We start from the raw sequence: 14669 nt of genomic DNA, 5'->3' as shown, positions 1-14669 counted from the left end.
AATTCCAAGGACGCGGCCAGAGGGGCCGCTATCCGCCGTTCAACACGGCCGCGACGCCGGCGATCAGCATCGCCACGCCGAGCCATTCCCGCGCTCCGGTCCTCTGCGCGAACATGCGGCGCGTGACCATTTGCGCGAACAAGACTTCGATCAACGCCAGCGTGCGCACGCGCGGCGCGGTCTCGAGGGCGAAGGCCAGGAACCAGAACAGCGTCGCGAAGGCGCCGAGCAGCCCCGCCGACAGGGATTCTCGCCAATGGGCGAGGATGGCGGCAAGGCCCCCACGGTCGAAGACGCTCAGATAGAGCAAGATCAGCGCCGTTTGCAAGACGAGGCCGAGAACCAGCTCGGTCGCGGCCGCGACGACGATGGATGGGCCGCCGAGCGCCAGCACCCCCTCTCGGTAGCCGACAGTGGAGACGCCGAACAGCGCGGCAGAGGCGAGGCCGTAGAGAATCGGTCGCCAGGGCGCTTCGCCGCGCAGCGCCGCCCGCGGGTCGGGCAGCGACAGAGCCAGCACGCCGAATGTCGCCGAGAGGACGCCGAGCGCGAGCGGCGGCGTCGCCGCCTCGCCGAGGAACAAAAGTCTGAAAACGACGATCTGCACCGCCTCCGTCTTGAGCAGCGCCGTCACGATGACGAAGGAGCGCTCCCTCATGGAGACGAGCATCAGCGCCGTTGCAGCAATCTGCAGCGCGGCCGCCGCCGTGATGACGAGCAGCGTGCGCGCGTCTGGAACCGGCGGCGCCGCGCCCATGAGCGCGCAGGCGGCGGCGAGAAAGGCGAGGGAGAAAGGGCAGCCGAAGAGAAAGCGCACGAAGGTCGCGCCGGCCGCGCCGAGCGAATCGGTGAGGTCGCGCTGCAGAGCGTTGCGCAGCGTTTGTCCGCCGGCGGCGGTCAGTGTGAAAGCGGCCCAGGCCCAGGCGGGAACGGTCGTCATAAGCGGCGAAGCTCTCGTTGCGTCGCTTTCTTCTAAGCAGGCATTCGTCGGCGAAGCAACGAAAGGCTGTTTAGACGCTTTTCGAAAAACCCTTTCCCACTTTTTCGAAAGCCTGCTCGGCGCGTTTCCAGCCGAAGCGGACGCCGGTTCGGCGTTGGAGACGCGTCGAAACAAAAGCGCAGAGTCTTTCCATGAGACATGGAAAGACTCTGGCGCGATCCGCACCGAAATATCCACGCCGAATTGGAGCGACAAATGCGGAGAGCCCGGCCATAATGGCCGGGCTCTCGCAATCTCGAGCGCGTGATGAGGCGATCAATATCTCGCGATGACCGGCACCACCGGCGCCGACACGAAGTGATAGTTGAAGCCGATGCGCGCGACGTGTCCGTCGAATTTGATGCGCGTGGTGCCCTGATTGACCGATGCGAGGAGGGGCGAGGTGATGCCGAGCACCGAGACCGACGGGCCGGTTGCGGCGATCGGGCTGTTCAGATAACGAGCCGTGCCGAGATCGTAGTAGAGATATTCGGCCTTGAAGCTCAGGTTCGGAGAGAACAGCCATTCGATGCCGCCGCCGACCGTCCAACCGATGCGCGATTGGTCATAGCGCGTGAAGCCGCCGATCGAGCCGTAGGGGACGCTGATCGAAACGAGCGGAGGGAGGATGGAAAGCGTGTTGTTCACGGCAAAGGACTGATGCGTCGTCGCCTGCGTGCCGCCATAGGCGAGACCGCCGGTGGCGTAGAGCAGGACCGACTGCCCCCAGATGAAGCCCAGGCGGCCGCGCACCGTGCCGAGCCAGTCGGTGCGCGACGTCACCGTGGTGGCGCCGGCCGCAGAGCGATCCAACCGGATAATGCCGGGACCGATGTTGAAAGCGTTCCACGAGGAGCCGCTGACGAAGCTGTTGTCGCTGCGGATGCCGGCTCCTTGCAGATCGGCTTCGAGGCCGACCAGGAAGCTGTTGCCGAATTGATAATTGTAGCCGATCTGGCCGCCGCCGATGAATCCGTTGCGCTGGCCGTTGGCCGTGCCGCTCAACCCGAGCGCGGCCGAGCCGGCGCGAGGATCGATGACGATTGGAGCGAGGAAGCCGGCGGGACCGAGCGAGTCGAAGACATTGGCCGTCGTGACGTCGACCTGATTCGACGCGCCGAACGAATAGCCGGCGTTCAGACCGAGATAGAATCCGGTCCACAGCGGCGGCGGCGGCAGCGGGGGCGGCAGCGGGGCCTTGACGGCGGGGAGATCCGCGGCGAGCGCCGCTCCAGCGGATAGAGCCAGTGCAATCGCGGTGGCTGAGAATAACTTCTTCATAGAGGAATCCTTTTCAACAAAGTTTTGTCACCGCATCGGGCCGCGCGCTGTCGCTGTCCGCTCGCCGTGGGGTAATGCGGCTATTGAAATGCTAAGTCGCACTCCGAGATTCGGTCAACGACGGCGAACCGCAATCACGTGAAACATCGTCGATTTTCTGTGACTGTGACGCGCACGCGACCTTAGCGTAAAAAGCTACGTATTCATTTGTGTGGACGAGCATGCGAAACGCGAGCGCGAGCGTGAAAATATATTGAGAATCTAAAGCAATTCATGTGCGCGCCGATCAGAGGAGAGTCGTCATGAGCAGCGAACGCTATCATAAGATCCGTGTCGGCGAGCATCGTCTCCATGCAGAGACGTTGATGCTCGGCTACGGTTACGATCCGGCTCTCTCCGAAGGCTCGGTGAAGCCTCCGGTGTTTCTCACTTCCACATTCGCCTTTCGCACGGCGGAGGCGGGACGCGACTATTTCAACTATATGGCCGGCCGCAGCGCGCCCGAGCGCGGCGAGGAGCCAGGCCTTGTCTATTCGCGCTTCAATCATCCCAATCTCGAGATCCTCGAGGATCGTCTCGCCGTGCATGAGAACGCCGAAGCGGGGCTCGTGTTTTCTTCCGGCATGTCGGCGATCGTCACGACGATCCTCGCCTATGCGAAGCCGGGCGACGTCATTCTGCACAGCCGCCCGCTCTATGGCGGAACGGAAGTGCTGATCGGCCGCACGCTCGCGCCTTTCGATGTGCGAAGCGTCGGCTTCGCCGATGGTCTCGATGAAAATGTCGTGCGCGCCGCCGCCGAGCGCGCGATGGCCATGGGCAATGTCGCGATCGTCTTCGTCGAGACGCCATCCAATCCGATGAACAGCCTCGTCGACATCGCCATGGTGGCGCGCATCGCGCAGGAGATCGGCGCGCGTCAGGGGCGCCGTCCGATCCTATGCTGCGACAACACATTGCTCGGCCCCGTGTTCCAATCGCCGCTCGAGCATGGCGCCGAGCTCTCGCTCTATTCGCTCACCAAATATGTCGGCGGCCACAGCGATCTCATCGGCGGCGCGGTCATCGGCGCCCATGCGGCGCTCGCGCCGATCCGCACTATGCGCAACGCCATCGGCACGCAACTCGATCCGCATTCCTGCTGGATGCTGGCGCGCTCGCTGGAGACATTGTCGCTGCGCATGCGCCGCGCGGCGAGCAATGCGGCGATCGTCGCCGAATATCTCGCCGCCCATCCCAAGGTCGCGCGCGTGCATTACCCGCCGCTGCTGCCGCCGGATCATCCGGCGCGCGCGCTCATGCAGCGTCAGTCGAGCGCCGCCGGCTCCACCTTCTCCTTCGATGTCGAGGGCGGCGAAAAAGAGGCTTTCGCCTTTTTGAATCGGCTGCAGATCTTCAAGCTCGCCGTCAGCCTCGGCGGCACGGAGTCGCTCGTCTGTCATCCTGCGACGACTGTGCATTCGGGGCTAACGGAAGTGGCGCGGCGCGAGATCGGCATCACCTCCGCGCTCGTGCGCATGTCGATCGGCATAGAGCATCCGGACGATCTCGTCGCCGATATCGCTCAGGCTTTCGCCTGAGTGATCGCGCTTCGCCGCGTTTCGCTCGTCGCGCGTCATGCGTCCGCCGCTTCGCGACGCATGACGCGCGCCGCGAAATCGGCGCAGCGCCGACGCAGGCATTCGTCCGGACATTCCGTCGAATAGAATTCGCTTACGGCGATCAGACAGAATTCCGCGAGCGCGCTCTCGCTCGCGCACACGCTCGCGGGCGCCGCGCGCGCCGCCCGCTCGAGCAGAGCGTCGATCTTTCGTTTTTCTCCCTGGATGTCGCACATGGGGCCTTCTCCTCGCGCCGGTTGCGTCGACGCCGATGATGGCGGCGTTTCGGGCGATATCGTGGAGCGCCGGTTGGAAAGCTTGCAGGGTGGGGTTTTGGAAATCTTGCAGTGTCTGGGCTTCAGGCGGGGCTTGATCGCGACGCGGCGGCGGGCGACGATGGCCCCAATCCCGGCCGCCGCGCGCGGCCGATGAAAAGGAGCACGACATGTTCATCGCGATGAATCGCTTCAAAGTGGTCAAGGGAGAGGAAAAGCCCTTCGAGCAGATCTGGGCGTCGCGCCGCACGCGCCTCGAGGAGATGGAGGGCTTTATCTCCTTCCACCTCTTGCGCGGGCCGGAGCGCGAGGATCACACGCTCTACGCCTCGCATACGATGTGGGAGACCAAGGCGAGCTTCCTCGCCTGGACGACGTCGCAGCAGTTTCGTGATTCGCACAAGGACGCCGGCAAGAACAAGCCGCTCTATGTCGGCCATCCGGAGTTCGAGGGATTCGACGCCGTGCTCGAGCAGACCAATGCGCGCGACGTCGCGGAGACCACGCTATGAGCGAGCGGCCGCTCGTTTCCCTGAGCGTGCTGAAATCCGCCATGGCGAGCGAAGGCTTCGAGCTCGCGCCCGCCGCGCGGCGGGAGGCGGGCGCGCGCCGCCGCATATGGGAGATCATCGGCGCATCGCATTGCTCGATCATCGGCACATGCCTGACGATTACGGAATTGCGCAAGATCGCGCGGCGCACCGGATTTCTCGGTAGCGAGGCGCGCTATGGCGATTATCAGATCCATGGGCTCTTCGTCGAGAAGATGCATGACGAGAACGTCGTCTCCCGCGCGGTGCAGAAGCATCTCGACACGAAATACGAAGGAGCCGTCCGCAAGGCCAAGGCGCTGGGCGGCGACGACGCGTTTCTCGCCTATTGGGAAACCGCCATCGACAATGGCTTCGTTCCCGGCGCCTATTGGGCGCTGATCGGCCATCCGCGCCTCACATCGAGCGTGGAGACGCGCATTTTCGGCGATATTCACATGATGTCGCATATCAGTGGCGCGGCGCATCGCGGCGATGCGCGCGAGGTCGTCGAGGCGCGACGCGAGAAGGCCGAGATCGCGCGGCGTCTCGCCAATGTCATCGTCGAGCGCAATGACGAGCTGATGCGGCTGCGCGCCGAGATCGGCCGGCTCGGCGAGCAGCTTCGCGAGGCGCGCGCGCTCGACGTCGAATGCGAGAGCCTGCGGCGCGAGATCGACGCTTTGCGCGCGCAGGAGAGGGGCGACGAGACGCTGCGCGAGCTCGCCGCGCTCCGGCTCGCTCACGCCGGTCTGCGTGAGGATCATGCGCGTCTCGAGGGGCGTCTCGCGAGGCTGAAGGCGAAGGAGGCGCGCTCCGTCTCGGCCGAGCCGATGCGGCGCGTCCCGCCGCCGCTCGCTTCGGAGATCGCCGTGGAGGCCGAGGTAGAAGAGCCGCGCGAGATCGAGACGGATCTCTGCGGGCGTTGCATTCTCTATGTCGGCGGGCGGCCGCGCACGGTCTGCCGGCTGCAGCGTCTCGTCGAGCGCCGCAATGGCTCGCTGATCCATCACGACGGGGGCATGGAGGATAATCGCGCCATGCTGAGCGAGCTGGTGCGGCGCGCCGATGCGGTGTTTTTCCCTGTCGATTGCGTCAGCCATCGCGCGGTCGGCGCGGTGAAGAGCCTGTGCGAGAGCCATGGCATTCCCTATTGTCCGTTGCGCAGCGCGAGCGCATCGGCTTTCGAGCGGGCGATCGAGACGCTCGGCGCGCGAGAGGAGAGCGCGTGACGCGATTATGGACGCCGGACGTCGGCGAAGGGCGGATCGAGGTCATGCGGCTCGATTTCGATCTCGCCGCGCCCTGGCCCGACGCCGATTGGAACGTGCTGACCGTGGAAGAGCGCGAGCGCGCGCTGCGTTTTCTGCGGCATGAGGATCGGCTACGCATGATTTCGACGCGCGCTGCTCTGCGCCGCCTGCTCGGCGAGAGGATCGGAGCCGATCCGGCGGCGCTGCGCTTTACCGCCGGGCGCTATGGCAGGCTGGAGCTCGCCGACGGCGGCGTCTCCTTCAATGTCTCGCATTCCGGCGATTGCGCTCTCGTCGCGATCTCGCGGCATTGGGTCGTCGGCGTCGACATAGAGCGCGTGGATGCGATGGCGGATGTCGCCGGCCTCGCTGCGATCACGCTGACGCGCGAGGAGCGTGAAGGGATAGACGTCGCCGGATTTTTCGAGCGTTGGGTGGCCAAGGAGGCGGCGCTGAAAGCGCTGGGTCTCGGCATAGCGGAGAAGCTTCAGGCTTTCTCCGTCTGGCCGGGGCAGGGCGAGCTCTATGAGCTGCGCCACGCCGAGGCGGAATGGGGCGATCTGCGCGCCGCGCGTCTGGAGGCGCCGCCGGGCTATGCGGCGGCGCTCGCCTGGAAAAGCCCTTAGCGCGGCGCGCGCAAAGCCTCCTGGAGGTCCGCGGGCGCGACAATGGGCAGAGAGCAGGTCGCGCCGCGGCACACATAGGCGGTCGCCTTTCCGTCGATCTGTGTCTTGCCCGCGGCGGTATGGTTGGGCGGCAATGCGCAGCCGGGCGCGACGATCGCGAGCGTGCGGCCGGGCAGGCTCGCGCCATGGACGACGCGCAGCAGCGCGGTCGTGTCGGCTGCGGCGCGCTCGCCGACGATGACGATCTGCAATCCGTCGCGCAATGTCTCGGCGCCGTTCAGCAGCGTCGAATAGCCGAGCAGTCCGCGCCGCACGACGCCAGCGAAACCCTCGAGAATGGATTCGGCGCGCTCGCGATAGCGATCCTCGCCGGTCAGATGATAGAGCTGCGCCAGCACTTGCGTCATCGTGCCATTGCCGGAGGGCAGAGGCGCGTCCTCGGCGATCTTCGCGCGGCGGATCAGCGCCTCGGCGTCGTCGGCGGTGAAGAAATAGCCGCCGGCGCTCTGGTCGCGATAATGCGTCTCGACGATCTCGATCCAGTCGCGACAGCGCTCGAGGAAGCGCGTCTCGCCGGTCGCCTCGTGGAGGACCAGCGCGGCGCGGGCGAGATCGGCGTAATCGTCCAGCACGGCCATATGCTTGGCGCGTCCGGCGCCATAGGAATGCAGCAGCCGTCCTTCCGCTGTGGTCATATGCGCGGCGATGAAGTCGAAGGCCGCAGCCGCCGCCTCGAGCCAGTCGCGCCGCTCGAAGATTTGCGCAGCCGTCGCGATTGCGGCGATCATCAGCCCGTTCCAATCGGCGAGCGCTTTGTCGTCGCGGCCCGGCCGCACGCGCGCCGCGCGCGCCGCCAGCAGTGTCGCGCGATCCTCCGCGAGCGCCGCCTCGTCTTGCGCGGAAAGCAGCTCCATGTCGCGCAGGCGATTGGGGATGGATTTGCCCTCCCAATTGCCGCCGTCCATTATGTCGTAGACGGCGCGGAAGGCGGCCGCGCGCGGACCGAGGACGGCGTCGACCTCCGCGGCGGTCCAGACATAGAATTTGCCTTCCTCATGCTCGCTGTCGGCGTCGAGGCTGCTGGCGAAAACGCCCTCGGGCAAGCGCATCTCGCGCAGCGCCCATTCGATCGTCTCGCCTATGCGCGCGGCGTAGAGCGGCTTGCGCTCCTCTTGCCAGACCAGCGTCAGCAGATCGACGAGCTGCCCATTGTCATAGAGCATCTTCTCGAAATGCGGCGCGAGCCAGCGCTCGTCGGTCGAATAGCGCGCGAAGCCGCCTCCGAGATGGTCGTAGATGCCGCCCTGGCAGATATGGTCGAGCGTCGTCAGCGTCGCCTCGCGGAAGGAGGCGCGGCCGGCGCGTTTGAACGCGCGCCAGAGGAACTCGAGGCTCGCCGCCTGCGGGAATTTCGGCGCGCCGCCGACGCCGCCATGCACGCGGTCGATATAGCCGTCGAGCTTCTCGGCGATCGTCTCGACGAGATCGGGCGAGATGGGTTCGGCCGGGGCGGTCTCGGCGAGACGGTTCAGCCCGTCGCCGATCGCCGTCACATTGCGCGTGACCACGTCGGGTTTTTCGCGCCAGAGCTCGGCGACGGCCTTCAGAATATCGCCGAAGCCGGGCATTCCGTGGCGCGGCTCGGGCGGGAAATAGGTGCCGCCCCAAAAGGGTTCGCCGTCCGGCGTGAGGAACATGGTGAGCGGCCAGCCGCCGCGCCGCCCGGTGAGCTGCAACGCCTGCTGATAGAGATGGTCTATGTCCGGCCGCTCCTCGCGATCGACTTTCACATTGACGAAATTCTCGTTCATCAGCGCGGAGATCGCCTCGCTCTCGAAGCTCTCGGCGGCCATCACATGGCACCAGTGGCAGGCGGCGTAGCCGCTGGAGAGCAGAATCGGTCTGCCGCTCTCCTTGGCGAGCGCCAGCGTCTCGGCGGACCAGGCGCGCCAATGCACGGGATTGTCCTTGTGCTGGAGGAGATAGGGGCTCGTCTCCTCGCCGAGGCGGTTGCGGTCTTCGGTCACTGTCGTCTCTCCATCGGAGGCCGCGCCGACTGTGCACGCCGGGCGCCAGCCCGGAAAGGGCGCAAATGCGACAAAATCCGCGGCACGCCCTTTGCGTCGCTTTGCCGCAAAAGGCCAGACGGCTCAGGAGCTGAACGATGCTGGACGTTGTGATTGTCGGAGGCGGGGCCTCCGGCTTGGCGCTGGCGCGCGGTCTCGCCGCGGCGGGGGTGAGTTTTGCGCTCTATGAGGCGCGTCCGCGGCTCGGCGGCCGCGTATTGTCGGTCGAGGACACGGCCTCGGGACAGCGCGTCGATCTCGGACCGACCTGGTTCTGGCCGGACACGCAGCCGACGATCACCGCGCTGGTGAAAGAGCTCGGCCTCACGGATTTCCCGCAATATGACCCGGGCACGGCGCTGCTGCTCGCCTTCGGCGACAAGAAGCCGGAGACGCGCATGACGCCCAATCTCCATTCCGGCGCGCGCCGGCTCGCGGGCGGCATGGCCTCGCTCATAGAGGCGCTGGCCGCCACGGTTCCGGCGGAGGCGATCCATCTCTCCGCAGCGCTGCGCTCCATCGCCGATCGCGGCGACCATGTGGAGCTCACCTTCGAGACGGACGGCAAATCCGAGACAGTGACCGCGAAGCGGGCGGTGCTCGCGGTTCCGCCGCGTCTGCTGGCGGAGCACCTCGCCTTCGAGCCGGAGCTCGACGCAATGAGCCGCAACGCCATGCGCAGCGCGCCGACCTGGATGGCGGCGCAGGCCAAGGCCGTGGTCGGCTTTGCCGGCGCGCCCGGCTGGCGCGCGGATGGGCATTCCGGCAACGCTTTCGCCACCCATGAGCAGGCGGTGCTGGGCGAAATCTTCGACGCTTGCGACGCGACGGGCGAGCGCGCGGCGATCGGCGGTTTCTTCGCGCTCTCCGCGGAACTGCGGGAAGCGTTCAGCGGCGGCATGTTCATGCTGCTCGAAAGTCAATTCGTCCAATTGTTCGGCAAGCCGGTCGAGGATGGCGAGCAGCATGTGCAGGATTGGGCGCGCGAGCCCTTTACCTGCTCGACGATCGATCTGACGCCGCCCTCGGAGCATCCCGATTATGGCGATCCGCTGCTGCGCCAGGCGTTCTGGGAGGGCAAGCTCTATCTCGGCGGCACCGAGACCGCGCGCGAGGGCGGCGGCTATCTCGAAGGCGCGCTGGTCGCGGCGGAGCGCATCCGGCTGCGCCTTCTCGATCAGAAGGAGACGTCGATCATGATTTCCGGCGCGAGCGAAGGCGCTACGGGCGAGGCGCTCAATGAAGCGAGCATGGCGCGGTTCCGCGAATGGGTGAACGCCAAGCGCGCGCCGACTTTCGCCAGCTATCGGCAGCGGCTCAATTTCGGCCTCTCCAACGGCCAGCGTGAGCAGATCACCCAGCGCGCCATGCTCGGCGCGATGGAAGCCGTGCTGAAGGAGGCGATCGCCGTGCTCGAGGGCCTGCCCTTCGACCATTCGGTGGTGGCGGTGGACAAGGGGCGCTCCGATCTGACGCCTCTGGCGCAAAAGGCGTTCGACGGCTTCATCCAGGAGCTGCTGGACGGCGTCATCGACTATAACCGCACCTCCTGCGCGCTCTCCAATTTTCCCGACGAGCACAAGCCGTCCAAGGATTATCTCAACGTCACGCTGCTCGACATAGCGGCGGCGTGGAAGGAGTTCTCGCTCGACGCCAATCAGATATTGCTCGACAAGCGGCTCGCCGATCAGCAGGCGACGCGCAGCCTCTGATAGCCGAGAAAGGCGCCCCAGCCGTCGAAGATCGGGGCGTTCACGAGACAGCCGTTGCGAGCGTAGACGTAAGGATAGGGCGCCGGATAGCGGTAGTAGTAGGAATAGGGCGCGGCGGTGAGGACGCCCGGCGTGAGCACGGGCGTCGCCACTGGCGCGAGCCAATCGGGGACGAAGAAGCCATCGGCTTGCGCGAATGCCGGGGCCGAGAGAGCGCAGAGGAGCGCGGCCGCGAGGCCGGGCGCCGCGAAGCGACGAAGGGTCACGGGAATATCTCCGTTGGAAAACCGAGTCGAGAAAAAGCAAAGCGCGAATCGACGTTCTGAAATTTCTATCGCATAGCGGCGAAGCCTGTCGATCCGCGAGATAGCCGTAGCGAAGCGGCTCAGCCGCGCGGGCGCGGCTGCTGCTCGCCCCATTGCTGCTGCTCGTCCCAATAGGGGCGCGCGTGATAATGCTCGTGGACGCGCTTCTCCCAATCGCGATCGCTCCAGCTGTCGTCGCTGAATTCCGGCGCATCCTGGAGCTGCTGCTCGATGATGTCGGCGACATAGCCTTCGCGCTCATTGTCATAGGCGAGCGAGTTCCACGGCAGCGGATAATGGCTGTGACCGAGCCCCAAGAATCCGCCGAAGCTCATCACCGCGTAGCGAACGCGGCCCGAGATCTTGTCGATCATCAGATGATCGATCTCGCCGAGCTCATTGCCGAGCCGATCGAAAACGGTGGCGCCTGCGACGTCCTCGCTGGAGACCAGATTGAAGTCCGGATTGGCGCTCGCCATCGGCTGTTCCTCCTGTAGTCGTCCCGAAGCAACGCGGCGTCGCATGAAAGGTTCCGCGGCGTCGCGAGCGCGGCGGCGAGGCTGTCAGATATTCGCCGTGAGCGGGTGCTCGCGCGCATCCGGATCGAAGACGAGCGACACCTGGACATCGCCGATCGTGCGCAGCACATGCAGCGAGATCGCCGAGCGCGCGTCCTGCCGTAGCGCTATGTCGACGCGCGCCTCGCCGAGCGAGAGATCGCGAATGACGATCTCGCCGGCGGACACGGGGACGATCGGATTGACGAGGCGGACCTGCCGCGCCTTGTGGTCGAATTCGAGGCCGAGCATGGTCTGGATGAACAGAAAGGGCGCGCTCGCCGCCCAGGCCTGCGGCGAGCAGGCCGCGGGATAGAGCGTCGGACCGCGCCCGTGACGGCGCCGGAAGCCGCAATAGAGCTCCGGAATGCGGCGCGCCTCCATATAGCTCGCGGCGCGCATCAGCGATTCGAATATGGCGGCCACGCCATCCTTGAAGCCATAGCGGCCGAACCCATGCGCGATGAGCGCATTGTCATGCGGCCATATGGAGCCATTGTGATAGGACATGGGATTGTAGCGGTGCTCGCCGCGGGCCACGGTGCGTACGCCCCAGCCGGAAAAAAACCGGGACTCGAGCAGCCCTTCGGCGACGCGCTGCGCGCGATCTGGCTGCGCTATGCCCGAATAGAGCGCATGTCCCGCATTGCTCGTGCGCACTTTGCATTGCTTCTTGTCGCCGTCGAGCGCCAGCGCATAAGTGCCGATCTCCTCGCACCAGAAGGCCGCCTCGAAACGCTCGCGCAGCGTTTCCGCGGCGCGCGCGAGCCCGGCCGCGCGATCATGGAAGCCGAGCTCGCGCGCGCAATGGGCGGCGAGGCGCCGCGCGGCATAGACATAGGCCTGCGCCTCGACGAGCGCGATCGGCCCTTCGGCGAGGCGCCCGTCGGCGTGGAAAACGGAATCATGCGAATCCTTCCAGCCCTGATTGCGCAGGCCCTGGTCGGAATGGCGCGAATATTCGACGAAACCGTCGCCGTCCGGATCGCCGGGCCCGTCGATCCAGGCGAGCGCGCGCTCGATCGCCGGCCAGAGCTCGAAGACGAGCGCATAATCGCCGGTGCGGCGGGCGTAATAGCCGGCGAGAACGACGAAGAGAGGCGTCGCATCCACGGTTCCGTAATAGAGGCCGAAGGGCACTTCGCCGAGCGCCGCCATCTCGCCGCCGCGCATCTCGTGCAAAATCTTGCCGGGCTCCGCATCCGCGCGCGCGTCGAAACCATTCGCCTGATGGGCGGCGAGCCGTTTCAGCACGCCGACGGCGATGGACGGATCGAACCACAGCATTTGCAGAGCGGTGATGATTCCGTCGCGTCCGAATGTCGTCGAATACCAGGGAATGCCGGCGTAAGGGTAGGGGCCCTCGGGCGTGCTGGTGAGCAGCATTCGCACATCGGCGGTCGAGCGCCAGAGAATTTGATTGAGCGTCGGATCGGAGGTTTCGACGCGCGCGCTCTGGCCTGCGGCGGCTTTCAGCTCGCGATGCAGGCCGGTGAGGCCGTTGAAGAAGGATTGCGTCGATTTGGGCAGGCGTCCGCGGCTGGCCGCGGTGAGGAAGATGGTCTGCGCCTGGCGCGGCGCGAGCCGCAGCGAATAGGTCGCGACGCTGTCGACGAGCAACGTCGGATCGGGCTCGAAGGAGAGCGCCGTCTCGCGCAGCACGCCGTCGAGCCCGCGATAATAGAGCGCGACCGCGCCGGCCGCGAGCACTTGCGCCCAGGCGCGTCCGCGCCGCGCGCGCCGCACGCCGCGCACCTCGAATATATCGGCGAAATCATTGCCGAAGCCGATCGACAGATCGAGCCGAACCTCCTCGGCGCTCTGATTGGAGATTTCCAACCGCTCGCGCAGCGATCCATCCTTGAGATACAGCGTGCGCGAGACATAGACGGAGTCTTTGAGCAGAGCGATCTTCTCGTCGCGAAAAATATCGGGATTGGTGAGATCGACGTAAAAGCTCAGATTGTCGTCGCGTATGGCCGAGTCGAGCAGCAGCGGCTGCGCGCCTTCGATGAGCAGCTCGAGATGCGAGAGATAGCGCGTGTCGTGATCGAAGAGCCCGTCCGGCCCGCCCGCCGTCGCGCCTATGTCGCCATGGCTGTCGAAGACAGCGAATGTGTCGTCGTGCTTGAGCGTTCGACGTGGACGGGACGGCGGCCCCGTCGCCGGAATATAGAATTGCAGCTCATGCGTCTGCGGCGCGTCGGCGCCCGTATCGGGCGGCGCGTCGGCGCTCGGCGCGGCGCGCGCCTCATCGCTCGGGCTAGGGCGTGGGATATGAGTTGTCCGGTTCGATCTGGTCCTCGGCATGCCCGTTGAGATAGGTCGGCGGCAGCACAATGGGATGAGCGCGCAGCTCCGCAGGCGCCGGCGCGCGCAACAGCCGACGGTAGATCGCGACATATTCCTGCGCCATGCGCGCGGCGGAAAAGCGCGTCTCGAAGCGCTGCCGCACCCGGCCGCGGTCGAGCGAGAGCACATGGCCGAGGCGCGAGATCGCTTCCTCGACGTTGTCGACGAGACAGCCGGTGACGCCCTCCTCGACGATCTCCGGCGCGGAGCCGCGACGAAAGGCGAGCACGGGCGTGCCGCAGGCCATGGCTTCGATCATCACGAGGCCGAAGGGCTCGGGCCAATCGATCGGAAACAGCAGCGCGCGCGCGTCGCCGAGAAAGCCGCTCTTGCGGCGATCGTCGATCTCGCCGACGAATTCGACGCCCGGAAGCGCGAGCAGAGGCTCGATCGTCTGGTGAAAATAGGCTTGGTCCGGCAGGTCGATCTTGGCCGCGATCTTGAGCGGCAGGCCGACGGCGCCGGCGATGGCGATGGCGTGATCGAGGCCCTTCTCCGGCGAGACGCGGCCGAGAAAGGCGAGATAGTCGCCGCTCGGACGAAGCGTCGGCGGGAACAGATCGAGCGGCAGCCCGTTCAGCACGGTTCCGGCGAAATTGGCCTGTGCAACCGCCACGCGTTGCGAATCCGAGATGGAGACGAGCGGCATTTCGGGAAAGCCGGCGTAGAAGCGCTCGATATCCGGCAGATCCTGGCGTCCGTGCAGCGTCGTCAGCGTATGCGCGGCTATGTCGCGAAACAGCGGAAAATGAAGCTGATCGACATGGAAATGCAAAATGTCGAACTGCGACGCCATGCGCCGCGCGCGATCGAGCATCAGCAGATAATGCGGAATAGGGTCTGCGCCGCCCTTCTGGCGCAGCGGCAGATCGCTGCAGCAGATGTGGCGCGCGGATGTGACCGAGCCGCCGCTCGCGAACAAAGTCACTTCGTGTCCTTGCGCGACGAGCTCTTCGGTGAGGTAAGAGACGATGCGCTCCGTTCCGCCATAGAGACGCGGCGGAACGCTTTCGATCAGCGGCGCGATCTGCGCGATTTTGAGAGGCGGCGGCCGCGTCCATTCGATGCGGTCGCGCCACTGCGGCGGCATGTTGTTCATTTGGTAGGGTCAACGCTCTGCGAGCGTCATGGT

13 protein-coding genes are annotated in these 14669 nt (G+C 65.9%); 5 read left to right on the top strand and 8 right to left on the bottom strand.

All coding sequences use genetic code 11. The features are described 5' to 3' along the window. Positions 1–28: 28 nt before the first annotated feature. Positions 29–940, bottom strand: a complete 912-nt coding sequence (locus AC6IY7_RS01125) for a DMT family transporter (RefSeq protein ID WP_497781140.1) — start codon at positions 938–940, stop codon at positions 29–31. A gap of 315 nt (positions 941–1255) precedes the next feature. Next, entirely contained in the window at positions 1256–2260 is a 1005-nt protein-coding gene (locus AC6IY7_RS01120) for an outer membrane protein (protein WP_497781139.1), read from the bottom strand. 302 nt (positions 2261–2562) lie between these two features. Between AC6IY7_RS01120 and AC6IY7_RS01115 the strand changes: the two genes are divergently transcribed. Further along, positions 2563–3840, top strand: a complete 1278-nt coding sequence (locus AC6IY7_RS01115) for a cystathionine gamma-synthase family protein (RefSeq protein WP_497781137.1) — start codon at positions 2563–2565, stop codon at positions 3838–3840. A gap of 35 nt (positions 3841–3875) precedes the next feature. Here AC6IY7_RS01115 and AC6IY7_RS01110 read toward each other — a convergent pair whose 3' ends face one another. After that, complete coding sequence (locus AC6IY7_RS01110; RefSeq protein ID WP_497781136.1) at positions 3876–4097, bottom strand: hypothetical protein; 222 nt, start codon at positions 4095–4097, stop codon at positions 3876–3878. Positions 4098–4306: 209 nt separating this feature from the next. On the opposite strand from AC6IY7_RS01110, the gene hmuQ reads away from it, so the two are divergent. From hmuQ to AC6IY7_RS01095, 3 genes are read left to right on the top strand one after another with little or no spacing between them, the layout of a single operon-like run. Then, positions 4307–4648 carry a heme-degrading protein HmuQ gene (gene hmuQ / locus AC6IY7_RS01105; RefSeq protein ID WP_497781135.1) on the top strand — a complete coding sequence of 114 codons (342 nt, stop codon included), beginning with the start codon at positions 4307–4309 and terminating at the stop codon, positions 4646–4648. After that, positions 4645–5898: a DUF2325 domain-containing protein gene (locus AC6IY7_RS01100; RefSeq protein ID WP_497781134.1), complete on the top strand. Its 1254-nt coding sequence runs from the start codon at positions 4645–4647 to the stop codon at positions 5896–5898. The genes hmuQ and AC6IY7_RS01100 overlap by 4 nt, the downstream gene beginning before the upstream one ends. Beyond that, positions 5895–6545 carry a 4'-phosphopantetheinyl transferase family protein gene (locus AC6IY7_RS01095; RefSeq protein ID WP_497781133.1) on the top strand — a complete coding sequence of 217 codons (651 nt, stop codon included), beginning with the start codon at positions 5895–5897 and terminating at the stop codon, positions 6543–6545. Before AC6IY7_RS01100 ends, AC6IY7_RS01095 begins: the two co-directional genes overlap by 4 nt. On the opposite strand, the gene AC6IY7_RS01090 is transcribed toward AC6IY7_RS01095, so the two are convergent. After that, positions 6542–8572 carry a thioredoxin domain-containing protein gene (locus AC6IY7_RS01090; protein WP_497781132.1) on the bottom strand — a complete coding sequence of 677 codons (2031 nt, stop codon included), beginning with the start codon at positions 8570–8572 and terminating at the stop codon, positions 6542–6544. The genes AC6IY7_RS01095 and AC6IY7_RS01090 overlap by 4 nt on opposite strands. A gap of 137 nt (positions 8573–8709) precedes the next feature. Here AC6IY7_RS01090 and AC6IY7_RS01085 point away from each other — a divergent pair, with 137 nt between their 5' ends. Then, complete coding sequence (locus tag AC6IY7_RS01085) at positions 8710–10323, top strand: flavin monoamine oxidase family protein (RefSeq protein WP_497781130.1); 1614 nt, start codon at positions 8710–8712, stop codon at positions 10321–10323. Here AC6IY7_RS01085 and AC6IY7_RS01080 read toward each other — a convergent pair. From AC6IY7_RS01080 to AC6IY7_RS01065, 4 genes are all read right to left on the bottom strand, one after another. Continuing rightward, positions 10299–10589 carry a hypothetical protein gene (locus tag AC6IY7_RS01080; protein ID WP_497781129.1) on the bottom strand — a complete coding sequence of 97 codons (291 nt, stop codon included), beginning with the start codon at positions 10587–10589 and terminating at the stop codon, positions 10299–10301. The genes AC6IY7_RS01085 and AC6IY7_RS01080 overlap by 25 nt on opposite strands. Before the next feature lie 119 nt (positions 10590–10708). Continuing rightward, positions 10709–11107: a PRC-barrel domain-containing protein gene (locus AC6IY7_RS01075; protein ID WP_497781128.1), complete on the bottom strand. Its 399-nt coding sequence runs from the start codon at positions 11105–11107 to the stop codon at positions 10709–10711. Positions 11108–11191: 84 nt separating this feature from the next. Next, on the bottom strand, positions 11192–13495 hold the full coding sequence (locus AC6IY7_RS01070) for an amylo-alpha-1,6-glucosidase (RefSeq protein WP_497781127.1): 2304 nt from the start codon (positions 13493–13495) through the stop codon (positions 11192–11194). After that, on the bottom strand, positions 13449–14627 hold the full coding sequence (locus AC6IY7_RS01065; RefSeq protein WP_497782759.1) for a glycosyltransferase family 4 protein: 1179 nt from the start codon (positions 14625–14627) through the stop codon (positions 13449–13451). The genes AC6IY7_RS01070 and AC6IY7_RS01065 overlap by 47 nt, the downstream gene beginning before the upstream one ends. Positions 14628–14669: the final 42 nt, after the last annotated feature.

It is taken from the genome of Methylosinus sp. is20ea, assembly GCF_059718135.1.
Note: the sequence above shows the minus strand (reverse complement) of the source record. Positions and strands in the feature narration are given on the sequence as shown.

What these genes read in the sequence shown, in the direction of transcription:
- AC6IY7_RS01100 (WP_497781134.1), top strand. Translation starts at nt 4,645, where the DNA reads ATGAGCGAGCGGCCGCTCGTTTCCCTGAGCGTGCTGAAATCCGCCATG.
- AC6IY7_RS01125 (WP_497781140.1), bottom strand. Translation starts at nt 940, where the DNA reads ATGACGACCGTTCCCGCCTGGGCCTGGGCCGCTTTCACACTGACCGCC.
- hmuQ (WP_497781135.1), top strand. Translation starts at nt 4,307, where the DNA reads ATGTTCATCGCGATGAATCGCTTCAAAGTGGTCAAGGGAGAGGAAAAG.
- AC6IY7_RS01070 (WP_497781127.1), bottom strand. Translation starts at nt 13,495, where the DNA reads ATGCCGAGGACCAGATCGAACCGGACAACTCATATCCCACGCCCTAGC.
- AC6IY7_RS01065 (WP_497782759.1), bottom strand. Translation starts at nt 14,627, where the DNA reads ATGCCGCCGCAGTGGCGCGACCGCATCGAATGGACGCGGCCGCCGCCT.
- AC6IY7_RS01110 (WP_497781136.1), bottom strand. Translation starts at nt 4,097, where the DNA reads ATGTGCGACATCCAGGGAGAAAAACGAAAGATCGACGCTCTGCTCGAG.
- AC6IY7_RS01120 (WP_497781139.1), bottom strand. Translation starts at nt 2,260, where the DNA reads ATGAAGAAGTTATTCTCAGCCACCGCGATTGCACTGGCTCTATCCGCT.
- AC6IY7_RS01085 (WP_497781130.1), top strand. Translation starts at nt 8,710, where the DNA reads ATGCTGGACGTTGTGATTGTCGGAGGCGGGGCCTCCGGCTTGGCGCTG.
- AC6IY7_RS01075 (WP_497781128.1), bottom strand. Translation starts at nt 11,107, where the DNA reads ATGGCGAGCGCCAATCCGGACTTCAATCTGGTCTCCAGCGAGGACGTC.
- AC6IY7_RS01115 (WP_497781137.1), top strand. Translation starts at nt 2,563, where the DNA reads ATGAGCAGCGAACGCTATCATAAGATCCGTGTCGGCGAGCATCGTCTC.